General features: G+C 73.4%; 20 protein-coding genes. 12 read left to right on the forward strand and 8 right to left on the reverse strand.

Translation table 11 applies throughout. The features are described 5' to 3' along the window. Positions 1–70: 70 nt before the first annotated feature. On the forward strand, positions 71–1,312 hold the full coding sequence (locus NYE39_RS10000) for an aspartate aminotransferase family protein (protein WP_072625863.1): 1,242 nt from the start codon (positions 71–73) through the stop codon (positions 1,310–1,312). 1 nt (position 1,313) lies between these two features. Next, the gene (locus NYE39_RS10005; RefSeq protein ID WP_072625864.1) at positions 1,314–1,808 is read left to right on the forward strand and encodes a DUF3830 family protein; all 495 of its coding nucleotides are present in this window, start codon (positions 1,314–1,316) and stop codon (positions 1,806–1,808) included. Between the two features lie 143 nt (positions 1,809–1,951). Here the strand turns inward: NYE39_RS10005 and NYE39_RS10010 are convergent, their stop codons facing one another. After that, positions 1,952–3,322, reverse strand: a complete 1,371-nt coding sequence (locus NYE39_RS10010; protein ID WP_341012569.1) for an amidase — start codon at positions 3,320–3,322, stop codon at positions 1,952–1,954. After that, positions 3,319–4,308 carry a D-2-hydroxyacid dehydrogenase gene (locus NYE39_RS10015; RefSeq protein WP_083546221.1) on the reverse strand — a complete coding sequence of 330 codons (990 nt, stop codon included), beginning with the start codon at positions 4,306–4,308 and terminating at the stop codon, positions 3,319–3,321. The genes NYE39_RS10010 and NYE39_RS10015 overlap by 4 nt, the downstream gene beginning before the upstream one ends. A gap of 71 nt (positions 4,309–4,379) precedes the next feature. On the opposite strand from NYE39_RS10015, the gene NYE39_RS10020 reads away from it, so the two are divergent. From NYE39_RS10020 to NYE39_RS10030, 3 genes are read left to right on the forward strand one after another with little or no spacing between them, the layout of a single operon-like run. Then, a complete protein-coding gene (locus NYE39_RS10020; protein ID WP_072625866.1) occupies positions 4,380–5,126 on the forward strand; it encodes a maleate cis-trans isomerase family protein in 747 nt (248 codons plus the stop codon). Next, positions 5,123–5,887: a maleate cis-trans isomerase family protein gene (locus NYE39_RS10025; RefSeq protein WP_072625867.1), complete on the forward strand. Its 765-nt coding sequence runs from the start codon at positions 5,123–5,125 to the stop codon at positions 5,885–5,887. Before NYE39_RS10020 ends, NYE39_RS10025 begins: the two co-directional genes overlap by 4 nt. After that, a complete protein-coding gene (locus NYE39_RS10030) occupies positions 5,874–6,551 on the forward strand; it encodes a GntR family transcriptional regulator (RefSeq protein WP_072625868.1) in 678 nt (225 codons plus the stop codon). The genes NYE39_RS10025 and NYE39_RS10030 overlap by 14 nt, the downstream gene beginning before the upstream one ends. Before the next feature lie 130 nt (positions 6,552–6,681). Here the strand turns inward: NYE39_RS10030 and NYE39_RS10035 are convergent, their stop codons facing one another. Further along, complete coding sequence (locus tag NYE39_RS10035) at positions 6,682–7,887, reverse strand: Glu/Leu/Phe/Val dehydrogenase dimerization domain-containing protein (protein ID WP_072626377.1); 1,206 nt, start codon at positions 7,885–7,887, stop codon at positions 6,682–6,684. Positions 7,888–8,043: 156 nt separating this feature from the next. On the opposite strand from NYE39_RS10035, the gene NYE39_RS10040 reads away from it, so the two are divergent. Next, positions 8,044–8,982, forward strand: a complete 939-nt coding sequence (locus NYE39_RS10040) for a LysR family transcriptional regulator (protein WP_341012570.1) — start codon at positions 8,044–8,046, stop codon at positions 8,980–8,982. Here the strand turns inward: NYE39_RS10040 and NYE39_RS10045 are convergent. From NYE39_RS10045 to NYE39_RS10055, 3 genes are read right to left on the reverse strand one after another with little or no spacing between them, the layout of a single operon-like run. Continuing rightward, positions 8,979–9,569 (reverse strand): DUF998 domain-containing protein, encoded by a 591-nt coding sequence (locus tag NYE39_RS10045; RefSeq protein WP_341012571.1) that lies wholly within the window; start codon positions 9,567–9,569, stop codon positions 8,979–8,981. The two genes, NYE39_RS10040 and NYE39_RS10045, sit on opposite strands and share 4 nt — an antisense overlap. After that, the gene (locus NYE39_RS10050; RefSeq protein WP_341012572.1) at positions 9,566–9,937 is read right to left on the reverse strand and encodes a hypothetical protein; all 372 of its coding nucleotides are present in this window, start codon (positions 9,935–9,937) and stop codon (positions 9,566–9,568) included. The genes NYE39_RS10045 and NYE39_RS10050 overlap by 4 nt, the downstream gene beginning before the upstream one ends. Further along, positions 9,934–10,863: an alpha/beta hydrolase gene (locus NYE39_RS10055; RefSeq protein ID WP_341012573.1), complete on the reverse strand. Its 930-nt coding sequence runs from the start codon at positions 10,861–10,863 to the stop codon at positions 9,934–9,936. The genes NYE39_RS10050 and NYE39_RS10055 overlap by 4 nt, the downstream gene beginning before the upstream one ends. Before the next feature lie 89 nt (positions 10,864–10,952). Between NYE39_RS10055 and NYE39_RS10060 the strand changes: the two genes are divergently transcribed. From NYE39_RS10060 to NYE39_RS10070, 3 genes are all read left to right on the forward strand, one after another. After that, positions 10,953–11,591: a DUF3105 domain-containing protein gene (locus tag NYE39_RS10060; protein WP_341012574.1), complete on the forward strand. Its 639-nt coding sequence runs from the start codon at positions 10,953–10,955 to the stop codon at positions 11,589–11,591. Then, positions 11,588–12,220 (forward strand): DUF305 domain-containing protein, encoded by a 633-nt coding sequence (locus tag NYE39_RS10065; protein ID WP_341012575.1) that lies wholly within the window; start codon positions 11,588–11,590, stop codon positions 12,218–12,220. The genes NYE39_RS10060 and NYE39_RS10065 overlap by 4 nt, the downstream gene beginning before the upstream one ends. Before the next feature lie 87 nt (positions 12,221–12,307). After that, a complete protein-coding gene (locus NYE39_RS10070) occupies positions 12,308–13,279 on the forward strand; it encodes a threonine ammonia-lyase (protein ID WP_341012576.1) in 972 nt (323 codons plus the stop codon). Positions 13,280–13,307: 28 nt separating this feature from the next. On the opposite strand, the gene NYE39_RS10075 is transcribed toward NYE39_RS10070, so the two are convergent. Both NYE39_RS10075 and NYE39_RS10080 read right to left on the reverse strand, forming a co-directional pair. After that, positions 13,308–14,012, reverse strand: a complete 705-nt coding sequence (locus tag NYE39_RS10075; protein ID WP_072625878.1) for a transporter substrate-binding domain-containing protein — start codon at positions 14,010–14,012, stop codon at positions 13,308–13,310. A 52-nt stretch (positions 14,013–14,064) separates the two neighbouring features. Then, on the reverse strand, positions 14,065–14,616 hold the full coding sequence (locus NYE39_RS10080) for a GNAT family N-acetyltransferase (RefSeq protein ID WP_072625879.1): 552 nt from the start codon (positions 14,614–14,616) through the stop codon (positions 14,065–14,067). Positions 14,617–14,698: 82 nt separating this feature from the next. On the opposite strand from NYE39_RS10080, the gene recC reads away from it, so the two are divergent. From recC to recD, 3 genes are read left to right on the forward strand one after another with little or no spacing between them, the layout of a single operon-like run. Beyond that, positions 14,699–18,100 (forward strand): exodeoxyribonuclease V subunit gamma, encoded by a 3,402-nt coding sequence (gene recC / locus NYE39_RS10085; RefSeq protein ID WP_341012577.1) that lies wholly within the window; start codon positions 14,699–14,701, stop codon positions 18,098–18,100. Beyond that, the gene (locus NYE39_RS10090; RefSeq protein ID WP_341012578.1) at positions 18,097–21,504 is read left to right on the forward strand and encodes a UvrD-helicase domain-containing protein; all 3,408 of its coding nucleotides are present in this window, start codon (positions 18,097–18,099) and stop codon (positions 21,502–21,504) included. Before recC ends, NYE39_RS10090 begins: the two co-directional genes overlap by 4 nt. Continuing rightward, on the forward strand, positions 21,501–23,357 hold the full coding sequence (recD, locus tag NYE39_RS10095) for an exodeoxyribonuclease V subunit alpha (RefSeq protein WP_341012579.1): 1,857 nt from the start codon (positions 21,501–21,503) through the stop codon (positions 23,355–23,357). Before NYE39_RS10090 ends, recD begins: the two co-directional genes overlap by 4 nt. Positions 23,358–23,396: the final 39 nt, after the last annotated feature.

Below are 23,396 nucleotides of genomic sequence, written 5' to 3' on the forward strand. Positions count from 1 at the left end.
TCCTTGCCGTCTCCCCAACCGTAGACGTATTGTCAACAATCAGACGAACAACCCCACCTCGGAGGTCCCGATGACAGCGCTGTCCCCCCTGCTGAAGCAGGCCACCCCCGTGACGATCGACCACGCCCTCGGCACCGAGATCTTCGACGTCGACGGCAACCGCCACCTCGACTTCACCGCCGGCATCGGTGTCGTGAGCACCGGGCACTGCCACCCCAAGGTCGTCGCCGCCGCGCAGGAGCAGGTCGGCAAGCTCATCCACGGCCAGTACACGACGGTCATGCACCAGCCGCTGCTCGCCCTCGTCGACAAGCTGCAGGGTGTGCTCCCTTCGCACCTCGACAGCCTCTTCTTCGCCAACTCCGGCAGCGAGGCGCTCGAGGCCTCCCTGCGCCTCTCGCGCCAGGCGACCGGCCGGCCCAATGTCATCGTCTTCCACGGCGGCTTCCACGGCCGCACCGTCGCGACGGCGACGATGACGACCTCCGGCACCCGCTTCTCGGCCGGCTTCTCCCCGCTCATGGGCGGGGTGCACGTCGCCCCCTTCCCCACCGCCTACCGCTACGGCTGGAGCGAGGAGGAGGCCACCGCCTTCGCCCTCAAGGAGCTCGACTACATCCTCGCGACGCTCACCTCGCCGCAGGAGACCGCGGCCTTCATCGTCGAGCCGGTCCTCGGCGAAGGGGGCTACATCCCCGGCAACACCGCCTTCTTCCAGGGGCTGCGCGAGCGGGCCGACAGGCACGGGATCCTCCTCGTCATGGACGAGGTCCAGACCGGCTTCGGCCGCACCGGCAAGATGTTCGGCCACGAGCACTTCGACGTGCAGCCCGACATCATCACCCTGGCGAAGGGGATCGCCTCCGGCTTCCCGATCTCCGGTATCGCCGCGAGCGAGGAGCTGATGAGCAAGGCGTGGCCGGGCTCGCAGGGTGGCACCTACGGCGGCAATGCCGTCGCGTGCGCCGCGGCCGTCGCCACCCTCGAGGTCATCGAGGAGGAGGGCCTGGTCGCCAACTCCGCCGAGCGCGGCACCCAGCTGCTCGAGGGCACGAAGGCCGCCGCCGTCGACGGGATCGGCGACGTGCGCGGCCTCGGCCTGCTCGTCGGCAGCGAGTTCACCGCCGCCGACGGCACGCCCGACACCGCCCGCGCCCAGGCGGCCCAGCAGCTGGCCGCCAAGAAGGGCCTGCTGCTGCTCACCTGCGGCGCCCACATGAACGTCGTGCGGATGATCCCGCCGCTCGTCGTCACCGCCGAGCAGGTCGACGAGGCCCTGGAGATCTGGGGCAAGGTCCTGGCGGAGGTCTGACATGACGCGGCACGTCACCATCACGCTCGAGAGTCGTGGGGTGACGTGCCGCGCGCGTCTCCTCGACGACGAGGCACCGCTGACCTGCGCGGCAGTCTGGGACGCGCTGCCCGCGGGCGGCGACGCCTTCCACGCGAAGTACGCGCGCAACGAGGTCTACACACTGCTGCCACGGATCGCGGCCGCCCCGCACCGCGAAAACCCCACGGTCACCCCGATCCCCGGCGACGTCTGCCTCTTCGACTTCGAGCCCTGGGAGATCGGCAACCCCGCCTACGGCTACGAACCCGGCTCCGAGGCGCACGCGGCCCAGGGGGCGACCGACCTGGCGATCTTCTACGGCCGCAACAACCTGCTCATCAACGGCGACGTCGGCTGGGTACCCGGGTCGGTCTTCGCGACGATCGAGGAGGGCATGGCCGAGATGGCAGCGGCCTGCACCGACCTGTGGCGGCGAGGCTTCGAGGGCGAGCGGCTGGTCTTCGCCCGGGCCTGAGGGGCGTCGCGCCCAGACCTCACGAATATCGGGTCACCCGAGAAACCCGTCCTTGACAAGAGTTTCAAACCCTTGCGAAGGGGAGGTTTCTCGGGTGACCCGAGAAACGGGTGACGACCACAGCCGCCGTGGGCCGGGCCGGGTCAGCCGGCGAGGACCGACTCGACCCAGCGCGCGGCGGCGAGGACGAGGTCGTCGGAGTGCCGCGGTCCGATGATCTGCAGGCCGACGGGCAGGCCGGCCGAGGTCGTGCCGCACGGGATGCTGATCGCCGGCTGCTGGGTCATGTTGAAGGGGTAGGTGAAGGGGGTCCACTGCGCCCAGTGCGTCATGCCGCTGCCCGGGGGGACGTCGTGGCCGGCCTCGAAGGCTGGAATCGGCATCGTCGGCGTGAGGAGCAGGTTGTGCTGCTCGTGGAAGGCGCCCATCGTGATGCCGAGCCGTGCGGCGACGGCACGCGCCTCGAAGACGTCGACGCCGCTCACCGACTCACCCAGGTCCCAGGCCCGGCCGAGCTCCGGGTCGATCGTGTCGCGGGCACCCGGCATCGTCCGCAGCAGCGTCGCCGCGCTGGCGCCCCACAGCAGCTCGAAGGCGTCGAAGGGGTCGTCGAAGCCCGGGTCGGTCGCGGTGACGTGCAACCCGGCGGCGTCGACCTTGGCCACCGCGGCGTCGACGGTCGCGGCGACCTCCGGGTCGACGTCGACCCACCCGAGGTCTCGCGAGTAGGCGACGTGCAGCCCGGTGAGGTCGCGGGCGAGCTCACCGCGGAAGGTCGCGCGCGGCGGCGCGAGCGCCGTCGGGTCGCGGTGGTCTGGCAGCGAGATGATGTCCATGAGCAGCGCCGCGTCCTCGACGGTGCGCGTCATCGGGCCGGCGTGGGCGAGCGGCCCGAAGGGGCTGGCGGGGAACATCGGCACCCGCCCGTGGGTCGGCTTGAAGCCGACGATTCCGCAGAAGGAGGCGGGGATGCGGATGCTGCCCCCGGCGTCGGTCCCGACGGCGACGGGGCCCATCCCGGCGGCGACGATCGCGGCGGCACCACCGGAGGACCCCCCTGCGGTCATCCGGGTGTCGAGGGGGTTGCGGGTCACGCCGGTGAGGGGCGAGTCGGTGACGCCCTTCCAGGCGATCTCGGGGGTGGTGTTCTTGCCGACGAAGACCATGCCGTCCTCGCGCAGCCGCGCGGTGACGGGGGCGTCGACGTCCCAGGTCTGGTCGGGGTCGATCGACTTCGAGCCGCGAAGGGTGGGCCACCCCTTGGTGAGGAAGATGTCCTTCATCGAGGTGGGGACCCCGTCGAGCAGCCCCTGGGGGGCGCCGGCCTGCCACCGGGCCTCCGACGCGCGGGCCTGCGCCAAGGCGCTCTCCCGGTCGACGAGGCACATCGCGTTGATCTCGCCGTCGACCTCGTCGATCCGGGCCAGGACCGCCTCGGTCGCCTCGACGGGCGAGAGCTCCTTGGCGCCGTAGGCGGCGACGAGCTCGACGGCGGTCATCTCGGTGGGTGTCATCGGGCGCTCCCGTCGGTCGGTACGTAGCCCAGCGAGGTGTCGACGACGTCGCGCAGCGGCTCCTCGTCGACCCAGCGGGCGAAATTGTCGGTGAAGACGCGCACGAGCGCGTCACGCCACCCGACGAAGTCGCCCGAGTTGTGCGGGGTGATGCGCACGTCGGGCAGGTCCCACAGGGGGTGGTCGTCGGGCAGCGGCTCGGTGTCGAGGACGTCGAGGGCGGCCCCGGCGATGGCCCCCTCGCGCAGGGCGGTGACGAGGTCGTCGGTGACGACCGACTCGCCGCGGCCGACGTTGATCAGGCGGGCGTGGTCGGCCATCGCGCGGAAGGCGGCGCCGTCGAGCATGCCGCGGGTGGCCTCGGTGAGCGGGGCGATGCACACGACCCAGTCGGCGCCCGCGAGGGCCTCATGCAGGTCCTCCTGGGCCGTGACCGTGCCGAAGTCGGGGTCGTCGGTGCGCGCCCGCCGCCCGGAGCCCGAGACCCGGATGCCGGCGGCACGCAGGAGCCGGGCGATGGCCCGGCCGATCTGGCCGGTGCCGATGACGAGGGCGCTCGTGCCGGCGACGCGCTCGGACTCGCGGTGCACCCAGCGGCGCGCCTGCTGCAGCTCCCACGAGCGGGGCAGGTCCTTGGCGAAGCTCAGCACCTGCCCGAGCACGTACTCGGCGATCGCCTCGTCGAAGACGCCGCGCGAGTTGGTGAGCACGACGTCGCTCGCGCGCAGCTCGGGCGAGAGGATCGCGTCGACGCCGGTCGAGGCGACATGGATCCACTCGAGGGCGTCGGCGGCCGGCCAGGCATCGGGGATCGCGCTGGAGAAGAAGTCGTAGGCGAAGAGGACGTCGGCCCCGACGATCGCCTCGGGCAGCTCAGCCGCGGTGGCGTAGCGCACCTCGCGCGCCCGCTCCACGACCGGGGCCATCGAGCTCTCACTGGGCATCTCGCCGTCGTGGAGCACGACGACGACGGGCTGGCGAGACATGTTGACAACGTATGAGCGGGTTCCTAGATTGTCAACAATCTGGCAATCCCGGTGCGAAGGGAGGTCCGCACGTGGTCCTGACCGGCGCGGAGCTCGACGGGCCGCTGGCCCAGCGCGGCATCGGGGTCATCGCCCCCTTCGACCTCGCCCTCGAGCGAGAGCTGTGGCGGTGGGCGCCGCTGGAGGTCAGCTTCCACCTGGCGCGGACTCCCTTCGAACCGGTGCCCGTGAGCTTGGAGATGGCGCAGCGGGTCTCGTCGGTGAGCGCCCTGCAGGCCGCCACCCGTGACGTGCTCGGGGTCGAGCCCGAGGTCGTTGCCTACCTCTGCAGCTCGGGCAGCTTCATCCACGGTCGTGACGGCGAGACCGCGCTCGTCGACTCGATCCGCAAGGCCGGCGCCCCCGAGGCGCTGACCTCCTCCGGAGCTCTCGCGGAGGCGGTGACCACCCTTGGGCTGCAACGCATCTCGGTCATCACGCCCTACGACCAGCCGCTGACCGACCGGCTCGTCGACTTCCTCGGCGAGCTCGACGTCGAGGTCGTCACCCAGCAGCACCTCGGGCTCGCCGGCGGCATCTGGCGGGTCAACTACCGCACCGTCGCGGCGCTCGTCGAGGCTGCCGACGACCCGGCGGCCGAGGCGATCTTCGTCTCGTGCACCAACCTGCCGACCTACGACATCATCGACCCGCTCGAGCGCGAGCTCGGCAAGCCGGTGCTCACCGCCAACCAGCTGACGGTGTGGGCCTGCCTGGCGCGGATGGGCCTGCCAATGATGGGGCCCGGCAGGTGGCTGAGGGAGGTCTTCGGCTCATGAGCACACCCGCCACGACCACACCGACGACGGCCGGCATCATCTACCCCGACCACGCGGCCGAGGACGAGTACCCCTGGGCCGCAGACCTGCTCGGCGTGCGCCTGCCCGTCGTCCACGTCTACGGCACCGACCTGCACGCCGTCCCCGAGCTGCTCGACCTCGGGCGCCCGGACCGTCTGGCCGAGGGCGCCGCGCGGCTCGCCGAGCACCGCCCGCAGTCGGTCCTGTGGGCGTGCACCTCGGGCAGCTTCGTCTACGGGCCCGAGGGAGCGCGCGACCAGATCGACCAGCTCGCCTCTGTCGCAGGGGTGCCCGCGTCGAGCACGAGCGCCGCCTTTGTCGACGCCCTCGCCCACCTCGGCCTGACCCGGGTCGCCGTGGCGGCGAGCTATCCCGACGACGTGGCCCGCCTCTTCGTGGACTACCTCGCGGCCGCCGGGGTGGAGGTCGCCGCCATGGGCAGTGCGGGCATCGACACCGCCGCCGAGGTCGGCCACCTCACGCCCGCGCAGGTCGTCGAGCTGGCCATCGCCCGCGACCACCCCGATGCCGAGACGCTCCTCGTCCCCGATACCGCGATGCGTACCCTCGCGGTGGTCCCCGAGCTCGAGGCCCGCCTCGGCAAGCCGGTCCTCACGGCCAACCAGGTGACGATCTGGCAGGCTTTGCGGCTCGCGGGGACGACGCCGACGTCGCCGGACCTCGGCACCCTCTTCGCCCGTCGCCTCCCCCCACGAAGGCAGGACCATGCCCGTCAGTGAGCTCAGCCCCAACCCGCGCCGGTCGACGGTCGAGTACATCGCCGACGAGCTGCGCGACGCGATCATGGCCGGGCGTCTCGAGCCGGGCGAGCAGCTCGGCGAGGCCGACCTGGCGCGGCGCTTCGAGGTCTCGCGGGGCCCGCTGCGCGAGGCGATGCAGCGACTGGTCTCCGAGGGGCTGCTCCACGCGATCACCAACCGTGGCGTCTTCGTCACCGAGCTGACGCTCGACGACGTGCTCGACGTCTACCGCACCCGCTCGGTCATCGAGCGCGGCGCCCTCGAGGTCCTCCTCGACGCGGCCCGGCGCCAGGAGACCGCCGACGAGCTCGAGGACGTGGTGCGCCGCATGCGTCGAGCCGCAGCGAAGGGGGACGGTCCCGCCGTCTCCGACGCGGACCAGCACTTCCACGAGGTGCTCGTCGAGGCCTCGGGCAGCCCCCGCCTCATCCGCGCGATGCGCACCCTGCTCGTCGAGACCCGCATGTGCCTGGGCGAGCTGCGCACGACCTACGGCGACCTCGAGACCCAGGTGCACGAGCACGAGGAGCTGCGCACGGCGATCCTCGAGGCCAGCCCGGCGAAGTCCAAGGCTGCCCTCCAGGCGCACCTCGACGACGCCGTCAGCCGGCTCGTCGACAAGCGCGAGGCCGCACGACCTTGAGGAAGTGCGGCCGCCGGCCTGACCCCCTTCGCCTCCTGACTGCGCATTGCCCTACGGCAATGCGCAGATTGGGATGGCGGACTGCGCATTGCCGTAGGGCAATGCGCAGTCGCGGCCGGGCCAGGACACCTCAGGGGATGACGATCTGCGCCCCCTCGAGCGCGTGCAGGTTGCTCGACGCGAGCGCAAACCCGCTCTGCCGCATGGGGATCCGGTCGCAGATCCAGCGCTCGGCGAGCACGGCGACCTTGGCGCGCATCTCCGCCGAGAGCCGGTCGAAGGAGTCCTGCGGGTCGCAGCCGACCTGACCCTGCAGCAGCCACCACGCCCACGCGGCGGCACCGGCGTTGGCGATGAAGTCGGGCACGACGACGACACCACGCGCGACGAGCGCGTCCTCGGCGCCCCACGTCGTGGCGGCATTGGCCGCCTCGACGACGACCCGTGCCGCGACCGCGTCGACGTTGTCCTCACGGATCGCGTAGGAGACGGCGGCCGGGACGAAGATGTCGGCCGCGATGCCGACGATCGCCTCGCGCGGCAGCTGCTGCACGTGCGCCGGCACCCGGGTCCGGTCGATCTCGCCGTACTCGTCGCGCAGGTCGAGCAGGGCAGGGACGTCGAGGCCCGCCGGGTCGCAGAGCGTGCCGCGGGCGTCGGCGACCGCGGTCACCCGCGCGCCGGCCTCGTGGAGGTACCACGCCGCGCCGCCACCCATCGTGCCGACGCCCTGGATCGCGATCGTCGTCTCCGGGATCGCCCAGCCGAAGCCCTCGGCCGCACCCAGGCAGGCCTCGGCGACGCCGTAGCCGCCGATGACGTCACCGAGCGGGTACCCGTCGTCGGTCATGACCTCGAGGCCGGCCTGCACCCGCGCGAGGGTCTCCTCGGGCTGCGGCGAGCGCGAGATCGCCGCGTGGAAGGACTGCGAGAGGCCCACCTCGGCGAAGACGTCGTCGATGAGCTGCTGGGTCACGCCGAGGTCCTCGGCGGTGACCCACCGGCCATCGAGCCACGGGCGCATCTCGGTGAAGAATCGAGTGAGGACACCGAAGGCCCGCGGGTCCTTCGGGTCGAAGTCCACTCCCCCCTTCGCCCCGCCGACGGGCAGACCGAAGGCCGCCGTCTTGGTGGCCATGCCGCGGGCCAGGTCGCCGACCTCGCTGATGGTGCAGCCGGGCCGCATGCGGGTGCCGCCGGTGGCGATGCCCCCGACGAGGGTGTGGACGACGAGGTAGCCGTGGGCACCGGTGACCGGGTCGACCCAGGTGATCTGGTGTGCGGGCTCGCGGTCGACGAAGTCGTGTGCGGGGTTGGTGGTGTGGGTCGCCGTCATGGTGATGACCGCCAATCTCGAAGGGGGTGCAGTACGGCCAGCGTCAGCGTGTGACCCGCTTCACGTCCAGTTACAGAAGGTGCACTGGATCGTGCACCCCCACTGCACGGTCGCCGCCTCCCGCGCCACGAGCGGCCTGCGGCCTAATGTGGGCGGATGGAGTTGTCCCTGCGACGTCTGCAGATGCTGCGCGAGCTCCACCGGCGCGGCACGGTGACCGCTGCCGCCCAGGCCCTGCACTACAGCCCGTCGGGCGTCTCGCAGCAGCTCGCGCAGCTCGAGCGCGAGGTCGGGGTCAAGCTCATCGAGAAGCACGGCCGCCGGGTCCAGCTCACCGAGCTCGGCCTGCTCCTGTCCGACCACGCCGAGGAGATCCTCGGCTCCGTCGAGCGGGCGACCGCGGCCATCGAGGCGGCGCAGGCGGGCATCACCGCGCGCCTGAGCGTCGGCGTGTGGGCGTCGGTCGCCTCCGGCCTGCTGCCGCGCGCCCTGTCGGCGCTGCACCTCGACCACCCCGGCATCGAGGTGCGCACGAGCGAGCTCGCGCCCGAGGAGACGGCCGACGCCGTCCGTGACGGGCTGCTCGACATGTCCTTCGTCATCGACTACTCGAGCCACACGATCGACCCCGACCCGGCCCTCCAGCGCTCGGTCGTGGCCGTCGAGCGGCTGCACGCCGCCGTGCCCGAGGGCTCGGTCATCGGCGAGACCGTGGGTCTGCACGACCTCGCGGACTTCCCGTGGATCCTCGCCGGGCCCCGGTCGCACTTCGGCCGGGCGGTGCGGGTGTGGTGCCACGAGCGCGGCTTCGAGCCGCGCATCGCGCACACGGTCGAGGAGCAGTTCACCGCGCTGGCGATGATCGCCGGCGGGCTCGGGGTCACCCTCGTCTCCGACCTCGGCCTGACGCTGCTGCCGCCGGGGGTCGACGTCATCCCGCTCGACGAGCCGGTGCTGCGGACCGTCTCGATCGCCCATCGGGCGACGACGTCACCGCGGCCGTCCATCGACCTCTTCGTCGAGGCGGTCCGCACGGCCGCCGCCGAGCAGGGGCTGGCGGCGGGGCCGCCGCCTCCCTTCGTGCCCGGCGCCTAGTCGGACCGACGGGCGAGGAGCAGGGCCAGGCCAGCGCCGACCTGCCAGACGACCACGGCGTAGACGGCCGTTCGCTCGGCCGCCCCGAAGCCGACCGCGTTGGTCAGCGCGAGAACCCAACCGAGCCCGCAGACCGCCGTGCACACCACGGACCAGACGGCCAGACCCCGATGGCGCCACAGCGCGCCGGTGAGTGCCACGAGGAGGACGAACCCGCCGCCGATGGCCAGCAGGGCGCCGGCCCCGTGCACGGTCTCGCCGGCGGGCGAGAGGCCGACGAGGACCAGCCCGAGCGCGTAGACCGCGACGAGCGGCAGCACCGCCCACCGCCACCGCGGGACGAAGGGGGCCAGCGCCCACCCCGCGAGCAGGGCCCGCAAGCCGGAGCCGATGAAGGTCACGTTCATCGCCGCGTGCCGGGTCGAGACCGCCCCGTCGGGCATCTCAAAGGGCACGCCGAGCGCGCTGATCGCGTCGACGCTCAGGTCATAGGGCCGGCCCTGCCAGCCCGCCAGCGCCCACGCCTCACCGGCGAAGTACAGCGCGGCCAGCAGAAGCAGCAGCCCCCCGACTCGGCGCCGGGTCACGCGGAGGACGAAGGGGGGTCCGCCGGCGGTGCGTCGGGACCGGCCTCGCCGGCAGGCCCGGAGGCAGGGCCGGCGTCGGGCTCGGGCCGCTGGTCGGCGACGAGGTCGACGCCGGCCGCGAGGCCGGAGCGCACCTTGCCCAGCAGGTCGGTGGCCTTGCCGCCGGTCACCCGGTCGATCTCGCCCTCGGCGTGACCGAGCCACTCGTGCGCCTGCTCGCGGTGGGCGTCGGCGAAGCCGCCCGCGACGCTCACCGCGTCCTGGGCGAGCTTGGCCGCCGCCGCGCCCGCCTGGGCGAGGTGCTTGTCGAGCTCGAGGTCCTCGATGGTCCGGCGGGCATCGCGCTTGCCCTCGGTCACGGGACTCACGCCCCCTTCGTCGTCAGGTGCGCGTCGAGCCAGCCGATGATGCGCTCGGTGACCTCGTCACGCACGGTGTCGTTGAGCAGCTCGTGCCGGCCCTCGGGATAGATCTCGAGGGTCACGTCGCGGACGCCGGCATCGCGGTACCACCCGGCGACCTTGCGCACGGCCTCACCACCGACGGGGTCCTGGGAGCCGGAGAGGAAGAAGACCGGCAGGTCGACGGGGGTGCGGCCGGCGAGCGCCGGCAGGGAGTTGACGCCGCCCAGCAGGTCGGCGAAGAAGCCGGCGGTGAAGACCTCGCCGCAGCGTTCGTCGTCGATGTAGCGCTGGACCTCGTCGGGGTCGCGGGAGAGCCAGTCGAAGTCGGTCCGGGCGGGCGTGAAGGCCTTGTTGAAGGACCCGAAGGTCAGGGAGTTCATCAGGCGGGAGGTCGCCCGGCGGCCGCGGACCCGGGACTCGGCCCGGGCGACGAGCTCGCCGACGCGGCCGAGCAGCCCCTGGTCGCCGCCGGTGCCGCTGAAGACGGCGCCGGCGAGGTCGTGGCCGTAGCGGGTGACGTAGTCACGGCCGAGCAGCGAGCCCATCGAGTGACCGAAGAAGAAGAGGGGCAGGCCGGGGTGGGCCTCACGGGCGGCCTGCGCGACGGTGTGCATGTCGTCGACGACCGTGTCCCAGCCGTGGTCGTCAGCGAAGTAGCCCCGCTCCTCCGGCAGGCTCGAGGTCTCGCCGTGGCCGCGGTGGTCGTGGATCCACACCGCGTAGCCGGCGTCGGTGAGAGCCTGCGCGAAGCGCTCGTAGCGCGCGGAGTGCTCGGCCATGCCGTGGGCCAACTGGACCACGGCCTTGACGTCGCCGTCAGGTTGCCAGGAGCGGACGAAGAGGGCCGCCCCGTCGAGCGGGGAGGCGAGGGTCGACGTGTCGGCGCGCATGCGGCCACACTAGCGATGGCCGACTCAGGCGACGCACAGTTGACGGTGCAATAATCCGCGCCGGACCCGCCCCCAGACCCGAGGGACACATGAGCAAGAAGAACAAGACCACCTCCGCTCGAGACGCCAAGCTCGCCGCAGCCCGTCAGCAGCAGCAGGCCGCCGAGCGCCGCCGGGCCGTCCTCATCGCCGGGGCAGCGGGCCTGGTCATCGTCTTCATCGCCGCCGCGGTGCTCTGGGCGATCCTCGGCGAGCGCGACGAGCGCAAGGCGGCCGGCGACCTCTCCGGGGTCCAGACCTTCGACTACAACGGCGGCAACCACGTCGACGGCAAGATCGACTACAAGGAGTCCCCGCCGGTCGGCGGCGAGCACAACGCCGTCTGGCTCAACTGCGGCACCTACGACGAGGCTGTGCCCGACGAGCACGCCGTCCACGCCCTCGAGCACGGCGCCGTGTGGATCGCCTACGACCCGAAGCTGCCCGAGGCCGACGTCAAGAAGCTCGACGACGCGCTGCCCGACACCTACACCGTCCTCGCCCCCTACGAGGGCGAGCTGGGCTCCAAGATCGTCATCTCCGCGTGGAACCACCAGCTCGAGCTCGACTCGGCCGACGACCCGCGGATCAAGGGCTTCATCAAGGAGTACCGCCAGGGCCCGCAGACCCCCGAGCCGGGCGCGGCCTGCACGGGTGGGGTGACCCCCGAGACGAGCCTGGTCAAGTGACCCCCAAGGTCGTCCTCGCCGTCGTCGTCGCGCTGGCGCTCGGTCTGCTCGGCGGGCTCTCGCTGAGCCGCACCGGCGAGGACGACCACCCGGGTGACCGCAGCGTCGCCGCCGGCTTTGCCCGCGACATGCAGACCCACCACGACCAGGCGGTGGAGATGTCGTGGATCATCTACGACGGCACCGACGACCGGCTCGTCCGCTCGCTCGCCTACGACATCGCTCGCACGCAGTCGCACCAGTCCGGGCAGATGGCCGGCTGGCTCCAGGTGTGGGGCCTGGCCCCCACCGGGCCCGGCCAACCGATGGACTGGATGAAGGGCCTGGGTCACGACCACGGCACCGAGGCCACCGAGCTCGGCGAGGACGGCCTCATGCCGGGCATGGCGACCCAGGAGGAGATCACGAAGCTCGAGGGCCTGCGCGGCAGGCGTGCCGAGGTCTACTACCTCCAGCTGATGATCCGCCATCACAAGGCCGGCGTCCCCATGGCTGAGGCCGCTCGCGACAGCTCCGACAACAAGGCCGTCGAGACGCTCGCGTCGTCGATCATCAAGAGCCAGACGACCGAGGTCGAGACGATGACCACTATGCTCGAGGAGCGCGGCGCCAAGCCCATGGCCGACTGATCGCACGACCTTGAGGACATGCGGCTCTCCCGGTCCCTGAGGAGGCCGCCCGCGGCCGTCTCGAAGGGGCGCGGGACGATGGTGCCCATGGACTTCGGGATCGAGACGATCAGGGCGGCCGCCGAGCGACTCGAGGGCCGGGTGCGCCGCACTCCCCTGCTCTCCTCCCCGATGCTCGACGAGCTCTGCGGCGCAACAGTGCTCGTCAAGGCCGAGGCCCTGCAGCTCACCGGCTCCTTCAAGATCCGCGGCGCGCTCAACACGCTGCTGTCGCTGACCGACGCCGAGCGGGCGGCCGGCGTCCTCGCCTTTTCCACCGGCAACCACGGCCAGGCCGTCGCGGCCTCGGCACGGATGACGGGCTCGACGGCGACGATCGTCATGCCGCAGGACGCGCCGCGGATCAAGGTCGACGGCTGCCGCTGGTGGGGCGCCGAGGTCGTCTTCTACGACCCCGCGACGCAGGACCGGGAGGTCGTCGGCCGCGAGCTCGTCGAGCAGCGCGGCCTGACCCTCGTGCACCCCTACGACGACCCGCGCGTGATGTCCGGTCAGGGGACCGTGGGTCTCGAGATCGTCGACCAGCTGCGCGAAGGGGGTCACTCCCCCGACGCGGTCATCGTCCCGTGCAGCGGTGGCGGGCTCTCGTCCGGCGTCATCACGGCGGTGCGGGAGACGCATCCGGGGGCGGCCCCCTTCGTCGTGGAGCGTGATGGCTACCCCAAGATGGCGCGGTCACTCGCCTCCGGGCGGGTCGAGAAGGTGCCGGCCGTGCCGGTCTTCCTCGACGCCATCGGCTCGCCGACCGTTGGCGAGCACACCCTCGCCGCGCTCTCCCGCCACGGGGTGACCGGCCTCGAGGTCACCGACGACCAGGCACGGGTCGCGATGCGTGAGGCGGTCCGCACGCTCAAGCTCGTCGTCGAGCCCGGCGGGTCGGCCGCGCTGGCCGCGCTCATCGCCCAGCGGGAGCGCTTCGCCGGGCAGACCGTCGTCGTCGTGGCGAGCGGCGGCAATGTCGACGCCTCGGTGCTCGCCGAGGTGCTCGCCGCTCCCTGAGGAGGCCGCCCGCGGCCGTCTCGAAGGGTCAGTCCTGAGGCACGGTCGCGACCTGCCCCGCCCGCTCGAGGCTCGCCGCGACGAAGCCGCTCGCCTTGAGCTCGGCGACGATCTCGTCGAGGCCGGCCACGAGCCGCTCGGGCCGCTCCCGCGGGACGGCGACGGCCTGACGGATCGCCTGGAAGGCGGGCTCGAGCACCGTCAGCCCGTGCTCCTGCGCATAGGCCGTGATCGGCTGGCGCACACCGGAGAGGACGTCGGCTCCCCCTTCGTAGGCCTGCTCGACCTCGTCACCACGCACGATCGTTGCGTGCTCGATGGTGCGGGTGAGGTAGAGGTCGTAGGCGGACCCGCGTCGGGTGGCGATCGTCGTCCCGGGGCGGTCGACGTCGGCGACCGTGAGCGAGGCGTCGCGGGTGGCGAAGACGCCCTCGATCTGGACGTAGGGGGTCGTGAAGCGCACGCCCTCCTCCCGCGCCGGCTCGATCGCGAGGAAGCCCAGGTCCGCACGCCCGTCGACCAGGGCCGCGTAGGCGTCGCGGGCCGCGGTGACGGGCAGCAACTCGACGTCGACCCCGAGACGGGCTGCGATCTCCCGGGCGATGTCGACGGTCACCCCGGTGGGCTGCTGCGGGGTCCCCTGCACGAGGACAGGGTTGCCAAGGTTGATGAGGGCGCGAAGGGGGCCGGTCGGGCAGAGGTCGGCGCGGAGCGTGTCCGAGGTGGTGGGCATGGGTCCATGTATAGCCGGAGGTCGTCGGCGCTCGCCGTCGTGCTCGCGCGGTCTACTCGCGCATGATGCCGGCCAGCTGGTCCGCGGCCAGCTCGCGGTCGGCGTAGACCAGCCGGACGGCGGCGGGGTCGGGGTTGCCGGCGTCGGGGCCGCGGTGCCGGAGGGTCAGGCCGAGCTTGTCCGCCACCCGCCAAGAGGCGTGGTTGTGCTCGAGGAGGTAGGCGACGACGGGCACCTCCCGCACCGTGGGCGCGACCTCGAGCGCGGGGCGGGCGGCCTCGGTGGCCAGGCCCTGCCCGTGGGTCTCGGCGGCGAAGCGGTAGCCGAGGTTCCACCAGCCCTCACGGGGCGAGCACCCCGCGTGCCCGAGCACGGTGTCGTCGTCGTGGCGGCGCACGACCCACGGTCCGAGGCCGACGGCCTGCCAGGCCCGCGTCCAGGCGTCGATCATCTGCCCGGTCTGCTCGATCGTCGTGTGTCGCAGCGACGGGAAGTGCGTCCACACCCTCGGGTCGGCGTAGATGGCGAAGAGCTCGGTCAGGTCGTCGGACGTCGGGGCATCGAGCCGCAGCCGCTCGGTCGTCAGGTGACGCAGGTCGGTCATGGACCGAGTCCACCACGGCGGGGCGACACCGTCGTCCACAGGTGTGCTTCGCGCTGTCGCCCCGTGCGGATACGGTCTGACCGTGGCCCTGCATCTCCACCGCGCGCAGCGCACCGACACCCTCGCCGACGAGCTCGGCGAGCTGCTGGCGAGCCCGCTGCCCGACCCCTTCGCGCAGGAGGTCGTCGTCGTGCCCGAGCAGGGCATCGAGCGGTGGTTGGCCCAGCGGCTGTCCCACCGTCTCGGCCGGGGCGAAGGGGGGCAGGACGGGGTGTGCGCCGGCGTCACCTTCCTGCGGCCGCGCTCCCTCGTCACGATGCTCACCGGCCGCGACGAGGACGACCCGTGGCTGCCGCAGCATCTCGTCTGGCCGCTGCTCGAGGTCATCGACGCCTCCCTCGGGCAGCCGTGGTGCAAGGCGCTCAGCCGGCACCTCGGGCACGGCAGCGACGACCCCGACGGCACCCGCGCCGGCCGCCGCTACTCGGTCGCGCTGCGACTGGCCCGGCTCTTCCACCGCTACGGGCAGAGCCGGCCGACGATGCTCACCGACTGGCGCGAGGGGCGCGACACCGACGGCACCGGGTCACCGCTCGACCCGGACCTCACCTGGCAGGCGGAGCTGTGGCGGCGACTCGTCTCCCGAGTCGAGGCGCCCCCGCCGGACGTGCGGCACGCAGAGACTGTGGAGCGGCTGCGCGGTGACGGTGACGGACTCGAGCTGCCGGAGCGGCTCTCGCTCTTCGGCCACACCCGGCTCGCCGTCACCGAGGTCGAGCTGCTGCGCGCCCTCGGCCGCAGCCGCGACGTGCACCTGTGGCTGCCCCAGCCCTCGCCCGACCTGTGGGAGCGGTTGGCTCCCTTCGCCGAGGAGGGGCTCGTCGCCCGCGAGAGCGATGCGACGAGCGACCTCGTGCGGCACCCCCTGCTCGCCTCGCTCGGGCGTGACTCGCGCGAGCTGGTGCGGGTGCTGGGCCACTCGGAGGTCGAGGAGCGAGGCCGTCCACGGCCGAGCCTCGAGACCGGTGGCTTCGAGGCTCCTTCGTCGCACCTCAGCCAACGTGGGGGTGGGGAGGCGCGGTCGGTGCTCGAGTGGCTGCAGACCGACCTGCGCGACGACCACGTGCCCGACGAGGCCGAGCGGGCGCAGCGCCGGGTGGTCCCCGACGACCGCTCGATCCAGGTGCACGCCTGCCACGGGCCGGCCCGGCAGGTCGAGGTGCTGCGCGAGGTGCTCGTCGGCCTCCTCGAGGACGACCCGACGCTCGAGCCACGCGACGTGCTCGTCATGTGCCCCGACGTCGAGACCTACGCCCCGCTCATCGGGGCCGCCTTCGGTCTGGGCGACCACGGCACCGACGCCGACGGCGTCGACACCCACCCCGCCCACCGGCTGCGGGTCCGTCTGGCCGACCGGTCGCTCCGGGCGACCAACCCCCTACTCGCCGTCGCCGACCGGGTCGTCGGCCTCGCCGGCGGTCGACTCGCCGCGAGCGAGGTGCTCGACCTCGCTGCCACCGAGCCGGTGCGGCGGCGCTTCGGGCTCGACGACGACGATCTGGCGACGATGACCCGGTGGGTCAGCGACTCCGGCATCCGGTGGGGCTACGACCAGGCGGGGCGGGCCCCCTTCGCCCTCGACGTGGAGCCCCAGGGCACCTGGCGGTTTGGTCTCGACCGGCTCCTCGTCGGCGTCGCCGTCTCCGCCGACGGGCCGCTGCAGGTCGGCGACGTCATGCCGCTCGACGACGTCGGCAGCGGCTCGGTCGACCTCGTCGGTCGGGTGAGCGAGCTGCTCGCGCGCATCGGTGATGGGCTCGACGCCCTCGAGCACGCCGGGACCGCCACCGAGTGGATGGACGCCCTCACCGAGGCCGTGCTCTCGCTGACCGATGTGCCGACCCGCGAGCGCTGGCAGGTCGGCGACCTCCAGCGCACCCTCGGCTCCGCCGCACGGCACGCCAGCGACGAGGTGCCGCTGCGGCTGGCCGACGTGCGCGTCCTCCTCGCCGACCAGCTGGCGGGGCGGCCGAGCCGCGCGAGCTTCCGCACCGGCGGCCTGACGGTGTGCACGATGACGCCGATGCGCTCCGTGCCGCACCGCGTCGTCTGCCTGCTCGGCATGGACGACGACTCCTTCCCCCGCCAGCAGGCGATCGACGGCGACGACGTGCTCGCCCGGCGCCCGATCACCGGCGAGCGAGACGCGCGCAGCGAGGACCGCCAGCTGCTGCTCGACGCCGTGCTCGCGGCCCGCGAGCGCCTCGTCATCGCCTACACCGGCGCCGACGAGCACAGCGGCGAGCCCTGCCCGCCCGCCGTCCCGCTCGGCGAGCTCGTCGACGCAGCCCGGGAGACGACGAGCGCCCCGGTCGAGGTCGTCGAGCACCCGCTGCAGCCCTTCGACCCGCGCAACCTCGCGCCCGGCGGCCCGGCGGGCGAGCGTCCGCTGAGCTTCGACCGGTCGGCGCTGCTCGCTGCCCGGGCGGCCTCCGGGGAGCGCACCCCGCCCGGCCGGCTCGTCACCGCACCGCTGCCGGCGCGGGTCATCACCGATGTCGGCCTCGCGGACCTGATCGCCTTCTACGACAACCCGGCTCGCGGGTTCCTGCGCGACCGCCTCCAGGTCGGCGTCTCGCACGAGGTCGACGAGGTGAGCGACCGGCTGCCCATCGACCTCGACGGCCTCGACAAGTGGGCCATCGGTGACCGCGCCCTGCGTGCCCGCATCGCCGGGCGCGACCCGCGTGCGATCTACCGGGCCGAGCAGCTGCGCGGCTCGCTGCCTCCTGCCGCGCTCGGCGACGTCACCCTCGAGGAGATCGGCCGGGCCGTCGAGCAGCTCATGGGCCAGCTCGCGCTGGGGCCGCCCGAGGACCCGCGCTCGGTCGACATCGAGGTCACCCTGCCCGGTGACCGGCGGCTCACCGGCACCGTCGACGGCGTGCGCGGGCTGCACCTGGTCGACATCACCTACTCCAAGCTGGGGGCCAAGCAGCTCATGGCGGCCTGGATCCGGCTGCTCGCCCTCACCGCCGCGGGCGCCGACGACGAGGGCTGGCAGGCCTCCACGCTGGGCAAGGGGTTCAAGGGCAAGGTCGCCCGCACGACCTATGGCGCGCTCCCTCGCGCCGCCGCCCGCTCCCACCTGGCGACCCTGCTCGAGGTCCACGCCCTCGGGCAGACCGTGCCGCTGCCCCTGCCGGCCAAGACGGCCCACGCCCATGCCCAGGCGATCAGCCGCAATCCCTCGCGCACCCGGGTCGCCCAGCAGCAGGCCGTCGGCGAGTGGGAGCCGACCATCCTCACGAGCGGCGACGTCATCCCCGGCGAGCGCGACGACGCGTGGTGGCGCCTCGTCCACGGGAGCGAGGCTCCCTTCGACGTCCTGACGCAGCCCCTCGCCGGCCCCGGCAGCGACCTGGCCACCCTCGCGACGCGGGTGTGGGGTCCGGCGCTCGACAACGTCGGGAGCACGGCATGACGGCCACGACCACGGGCGCGCTGACCCCCTTCGACATCACGGGCGAGCTGCCCACGGGCACGGTCCTGCTCGAGGCGAGCGCCGGCACGGGCAAGACGTGGACCATCGGTGCCCTCGTCGCCCGGCACATCGCCGAGGGAGTCGTGCGGCTCGAGGACATGCTCGTCATTACCTTCGGCCGCGCCGCCTCCCGGGAGATGCGCGAGCGAGTCCGCGAGCACCTGCGGCACGTGCACCGGCACGTGGCCGACCCCGACCTGGCCACCGACGACGAGGTCATCGCCCTGCTGCGCCAGGGCACGCCCGAGGAGGTGGCCGAGCGGGCGCGGCGGCTTCGCGACGCACTGACCCACTTCGACGCGGCGACGATCGCGACGACGCACCAGTTCTGCCAGCTCGTGCTGCGGGGGCTGGGTGTCGCCGGCGACACCGACCAGCACGCCCGACTCGTCGAGGACCTGTCGGACCTGCGCGACGAGGTCGTCGACGACCTCTACGTCCGCGGCTTCGCCACCGGGGGCCCGCCGGCCTTCACCCGCAAGCGCGCCGGCGAGATCGCCCGGGCCGTCACCGAAAATCCGCATGCCGAGCTCGACCCCAGCTCCCTCGAGGGGCGCTCCGCCGACGCCCGGAGCCTGGGCTTCGCCCGACTGGTGCGCGAGGAGCTCGACCGCCGCAAGCGGCGGCTCGGGGTGCTCGGCTACGACGACCTGCTCTCCCACCTCGCCGCCGCCCTCGAGGACGAGGACTCGCCGGCCCGCGAGCGGATGCGCCAGCGCTGGCGGGTGGTGCTCGTCGACGAGTTCCAGGACACCGACCCGGTGCAGTGGCAGATCCTCGACCGGGCCTTCAGCGGGCACAGCACCCTCGTGCTCATCGGTGACCCCAAGCAGGCGATCTACGGGTTCCGCGGCGGCGACGTCGACACCTATCTCACCGCCGCCGAGTCGGCGACGACCCGGCACACCCTCGGGGTCAACCACCGCTCCGACGGGCCGCTCGTGCGCAGTCTGGGTGCGCTCCTCGGCGGGGCGCAGCTCGGCGACGAGCAGATCGTCGTCCACCCGGTGCGCGCCGCCCGCGAGGGCTCGCGCCTGGGGGTCGCCGACGGCGTCGCGCCCGACGGGCTGCTGGCCCCCGTGCGGCTGCGGGCCGTGCCGAGCGCCCGTGTCGAGCAGCCCGGCCAGACCATCTCGATCGGGTCGGTGCGCCCGCTCGTCGCCCGCGACTGCGCCGCGGAGATCACCCGGCTGCTCGCGGGGCGCACGACCTTCGACGGGCGCCCGCTGCGGGCCGGAGACGTGGCCGTCCTCGCCCACACCCGCAAGCAGCTCGACGAGGTGCGCACGGCCCTGACCGCCGTCGGGCTGCGCTCGGTCATCGTCTCCAGCGACAGCATCTACGACTCCCCCGCCGCCGCCCACTGGCTCACCCTGCTCGAGGCGATGGAGCTGACCCATCGCGCCGAGCGGGTGCGCGCGGCGGCGCTGACCCCCTTCGTCGGGGCGAGCGCCGGCGACCTCGACGCGCGCGGCGACGATCTCACCGAGGAGATCGCCCACCGCCTGCGCACCTGGGCCGCCCTGCTCGGCCGTCGGGGGGTCGCCGCCGTCCTCGCCGCGGCGACCGCCGACGGGCTCGATGCCCGGGTGCTCGCCCGCACCGACGGCGAGCGCCTGCTCACCGACCTGCGCCACATCGGCGAGACCCTCCACCAGCGGGTCGTGACCGAGGGCGAGGGCTTGGCCTCGCTCACCGCCTGGCTGCGCGAGCGCATGGCCGCCGCCCGCAAGGAGGAGCGCGCTCGCCGGCTCGACAGCGACGCCGACGCCGTCCACCTGGCGACGATCCACGCGAGCAAGGGCCTGCAGTACCCCGTCGTCATGCTCCCCTTCGTCTGCGACCGATGGTTGCCCCGGCCCGACGTCCTGCACTTCCACCGGGCCGACCGCACCCGCGCGCTCGACATCGGCATCACGAGCGACGAGGGTCGTCAGGACCGACTCGACCGGGCCGCAGCCGAGGAGAGCGGCGAGTCGCTGCGACTGCTCTACGTGGCGCTGACCCGCGCCCAGAGCCAGGTCGTCACGTGGTGGTTCCCCTCCGCGCGCAACACCGGGCCCTCGCCGCTGCACCGCATCCTCCTCGGCCGCACCCAGGGCCAGGGCGAGGTGCCGCGCACCCACCCCGTGCCCGGCGACGACACCCTGCAGGACCGCCTCGCCGACTGGGAGCGCCGCGGCGCGCTGCGGGTCGAGTACCTCGACGAACCCACGGCGGTGACGATGACGACGGCGGCGCCCGTGACCGACCTGTCGGTGCGCGACTTCACGCGCACCGTCGACGACGCCTGGCGACGCACCTCCTACACCGCGCTCACCCGGCCGCTCGACGACGTGGCCCGGCCCACCACGGAGGACCTCGTGGCCAGCGAGCCCGAGGTCACCGACCGTCAGGACGACGAGGGCGGTGTCCGTGGCCTCGACGCGGCAGCCTCGACGGCGGGCTTCGAGCCCGTCGACGACGCCGAGGCCGCGACTGCGGGAGGTCACCCGCACCTCCCTTCGCCCATGGCGGAGCTGCCGGTGGGGGCCGGCTTCGGCTCGCTCGTGCACGCGGTGCTCGAGGAGGCCGATGCGCAGGCGAGCGACCTGCGGGCCGAGCTGCGCGCGCACATCGAGGAGCAGGTCGTCGCGTGGCCCGTGCCCGACCTCGACCGCGATGCCCTCGCCGACGCGCTCGTCGAGGTCATCGACACCCCGCTCGGGCCGCTCGCGCCGGGAGTGACGCTGCGTGATGTCGGTGCCCGTGACCGGCTCTGCGAGATGGACTTCGAGCTGCCGCTCGGCGGAGGCGACGCGGCGCCCGGGCCGAGTGCCGACGAGGCCGTCCTCGGCGACCTGGCGGCGCTCATGCGGGCGCACCTGCCGGCGGACGACCCGGTCCTGCCCTTCGCCGACGTCCTCGACGACCCGGTCCTCGGCGACCAGGCGCTGCGCGGCTACCTCACCGGCTCGGTCGACATCGTGCTGCGCATCGGCGACCGGCACCTCGTCGTCGACTACAAGACCAACTGGCTCGGACCGGTCGACACCCCGCTGACGACCGCGCACTACGACCCGGCGGCGCTGCGCGAGGCGATGACGCACTCGTCGTACCCGCTGCAGGCGATCCTCTACGGGGTCGTGCTGCACCGCTTCCTGCGCTGGCGCCAGCCCGGCTACGACCCCGCGGTGCACCTCGGTGGCGTGCTCTACCTCTACCTGCGGGGCATGGCCGGTGCCGACACGCCGCTCGTCGACGGGCATCCGACGGGCGTCTTCTCGTGGGCACCGCCCGTCGCGCTCATCGAGGGCGTGTCGGACCTGCTCGATGGGCGCCGACCGACCGAGGGGGACCGATGACCGAGATCCTCGACCGCTACGACCGGCGGGTGGTTCGCTCGGCGACGGGCGAGCTGGCCCGGCTCAACGCGACCGGCGTCCTCGAGGCCGCCGACGTCCACGTGGCGACCCGCGTCAGCGAGCTCGTCGGCGAGACCGACGACCTCGTGCAGGTGACCCTGGCCCTCGTCGTGCGGGCGGCCCGGGAGGGCTCGACCAGCCTCGACCCGGAGCACGCGCGCGAGCTGCTCGCCGAGGCCGCCGAGGAGTCCAGCACCCCAGTCGAGGGAGCAGCGACCGACGATCCGGTCGGAGACACCTCCACCGAGCAGTCGGGCGCGGTCGGAGACACCTCCGCCCAGCAGTCGGGCGCGGTCGAGCTGCCGCCGACACCCGAGTGGCTCGACCGAGTCCGGGGCAGCGCGCTGGCCGAGGCGGGCGTGCTGCTCGTCCAGCACGACCTGGTCTACCTCGATCGCTACCACCGCGAGGAGGTGCAGGTGGCCGAGGACCTGCGCCGGCGGGCGACCACCGAGGCACCACCCGTCGACGAGCCGGTCCTCGAGGCCGGGCTCGAGCGGGTCTTCCCGGGCGACGGCTGGGGCGAGCAGCGGGCCGCGGTGCGTTCCGCCGCCGGGCGCCTGACGACGGTGCTCGCCGGCGGTCCCGGCACCGGCAAGACCTCGACCGTTGCCGGCCTGCTCACCCTGCTGCTCGAGCAGGCCGAGTCCCGGGGCCGGCGGCCGCGCATCGCTCTGGCCGCACCCACCGGCAAGGCCGCGGCCCGGCTGCGCGAGTCCGTCCTGGGCTCTCTGGGTCACATGCCCGAGCTCGACCGCCAACGCCTGGGCACCGACATCGAGGCGGTGACCGTGCACCGACTCCTCGGCTGGCGCCCCGACAGCGGCAACCGCTTCAAGCGCGACCGCGGCAATCCCCTGCCCCACGACATCGTCGTCGTCGACGAGGCCTCGATGCTCTCGCTCACCCTCACCGCCCGGCTGCTCGAGGCCCTGCGGCCGACTGCCCGACTGCTGCTCGTCGGCGACCCCGACCAGCTCGCCTCCGTCGAGGCCGGGGCCGTGCTCGCCGACCTCGTGGCCGGCTACGGGGAGGACGGCCCGGTGGCCCGGCTGCAGACATCCCACCGCTTCGGGCAGGAGATCGGAGCCCTCGCCGAGGCGGTGCGCGTCGGCGACGCCGACCGGGTCCTCGAGCTGCTGGCCGCGGCCCGCCCCGGCGGCCCGGTCGAGCACGTCGTGGTCCACGAGGTGCTCGAGGCCGACGAGGCCCTCCGTCCACGGCTGCTCGGCCACGCCGAGCGGCTGCGCGACCTCGCCCTCGCCGGCGAGCACACCGCCGCCCTGCGCGAGCTCGGCGAGCACCGACTGCTGTGCGCGCACCGTGACGGACCCTGGGGTGTCGCCCCGTGGAACGACCGCGTCGAGCGGTGGCTCGCCGAGGCGAGCGAGCACCCCGGCCGGCAGGTCGTCGGCCGGCCGCTCCTCGTGACGACCAACGACCGCGGCCTGGGCCTCTACAACGGCGACACGGGCGTCCTGGCGCTGCGCGCCGACCACCGCGTCGTCGGGGTCTTCGGGGAGCCGGGCGCACCGATCGTCCACGCCGCCTCAACCCTCGGCGACGTCGACACGGCGCACGCGCTGACGATCCACAAGAGCCAGGGCAGCCAGGCGCGCTCGGTCACCGTGCTGCTCCCCGACCCGGACTCACGGCTGCTCACCCGCGAGCTGCTCTACACCGCGATCACCCGCGCGCAGGAGTCGGTGACCCTCGTCGGCTCGGTCGAGGCCGTCCGGGCGGCGGTCACCCGGCGCACCCAGCGCGCGACCGGGCTGCGCCACCGGGTCTGAGCCCCCTTCGTCCCAGCTGGGCAAGAGAAACTGCCCCTT

Source organism: Janibacter sp. FSL W8-0316 (assembly GCF_038004165.1).
In the GTDB taxonomy this organism is placed as follows: domain Bacteria; phylum Actinomycetota; class Actinomycetes; order Actinomycetales; family Dermatophilaceae; genus Janibacter; species Janibacter indicus.

Bases quoted from the DNA above. Each gene is read 5' to 3' on its own strand.
- NYE39_RS10000 (WP_072625863.1), top strand. From the start codon at position 71: ATGACAGCGCTGTCCCCCCTGCTGAAGCAGGCCACCCCCGTGACGATC.
- NYE39_RS10005 (WP_072625864.1), top strand. From the start codon at position 1,314: ATGACGCGGCACGTCACCATCACGCTCGAGAGTCGTGGGGTGACGTGC.
- NYE39_RS10010 (WP_341012569.1), bottom strand. From the start codon at position 3,322: ATGACACCCACCGAGATGACCGCCGTCGAGCTCGTCGCCGCCTACGGC.
- NYE39_RS10015 (WP_083546221.1), bottom strand. From the start codon at position 4,308: ATGTCTCGCCAGCCCGTCGTCGTCGTGCTCCACGACGGCGAGATGCCC.
- NYE39_RS10025 (WP_072625867.1), top strand. From the start codon at position 5,123: ATGAGCACACCCGCCACGACCACACCGACGACGGCCGGCATCATCTAC.
- NYE39_RS10030 (WP_072625868.1), top strand. From the start codon at position 5,874: ATGCCCGTCAGTGAGCTCAGCCCCAACCCGCGCCGGTCGACGGTCGAG.
- NYE39_RS10035 (WP_072626377.1), bottom strand. From the start codon at position 7,887: ATGACGGCGACCCACACCACCAACCCCGCACACGACTTCGTCGACCGC.
- NYE39_RS10040 (WP_341012570.1), top strand. From the start codon at position 8,044: ATGGAGTTGTCCCTGCGACGTCTGCAGATGCTGCGCGAGCTCCACCGG.
- NYE39_RS10055 (WP_341012573.1), bottom strand. From the start codon at position 10,863: ATGCGCGCCGACACGTCGACCCTCGCCTCCCCGCTCGACGGGGCGGCC.
- NYE39_RS10060 (WP_341012574.1), top strand. From the start codon at position 10,953: ATGAGCAAGAAGAACAAGACCACCTCCGCTCGAGACGCCAAGCTCGCC.
- NYE39_RS10070 (WP_341012576.1), top strand. From the start codon at position 12,308: ATGGACTTCGGGATCGAGACGATCAGGGCGGCCGCCGAGCGACTCGAG.
- NYE39_RS10075 (WP_072625878.1), bottom strand. From the start codon at position 14,012: ATGCCCACCACCTCGGACACGCTCCGCGCCGACCTCTGCCCGACCGGC.
- NYE39_RS10080 (WP_072625879.1), bottom strand. From the start codon at position 14,616: ATGACCGACCTGCGTCACCTGACGACCGAGCGGCTGCGGCTCGATGCC.
- NYE39_RS10090 (WP_341012578.1), top strand. From the start codon at position 18,097: ATGACGGCCACGACCACGGGCGCGCTGACCCCCTTCGACATCACGGGC.
- recD (WP_341012579.1), top strand. From the start codon at position 21,501: ATGACCGAGATCCTCGACCGCTACGACCGGCGGGTGGTTCGCTCGGCG.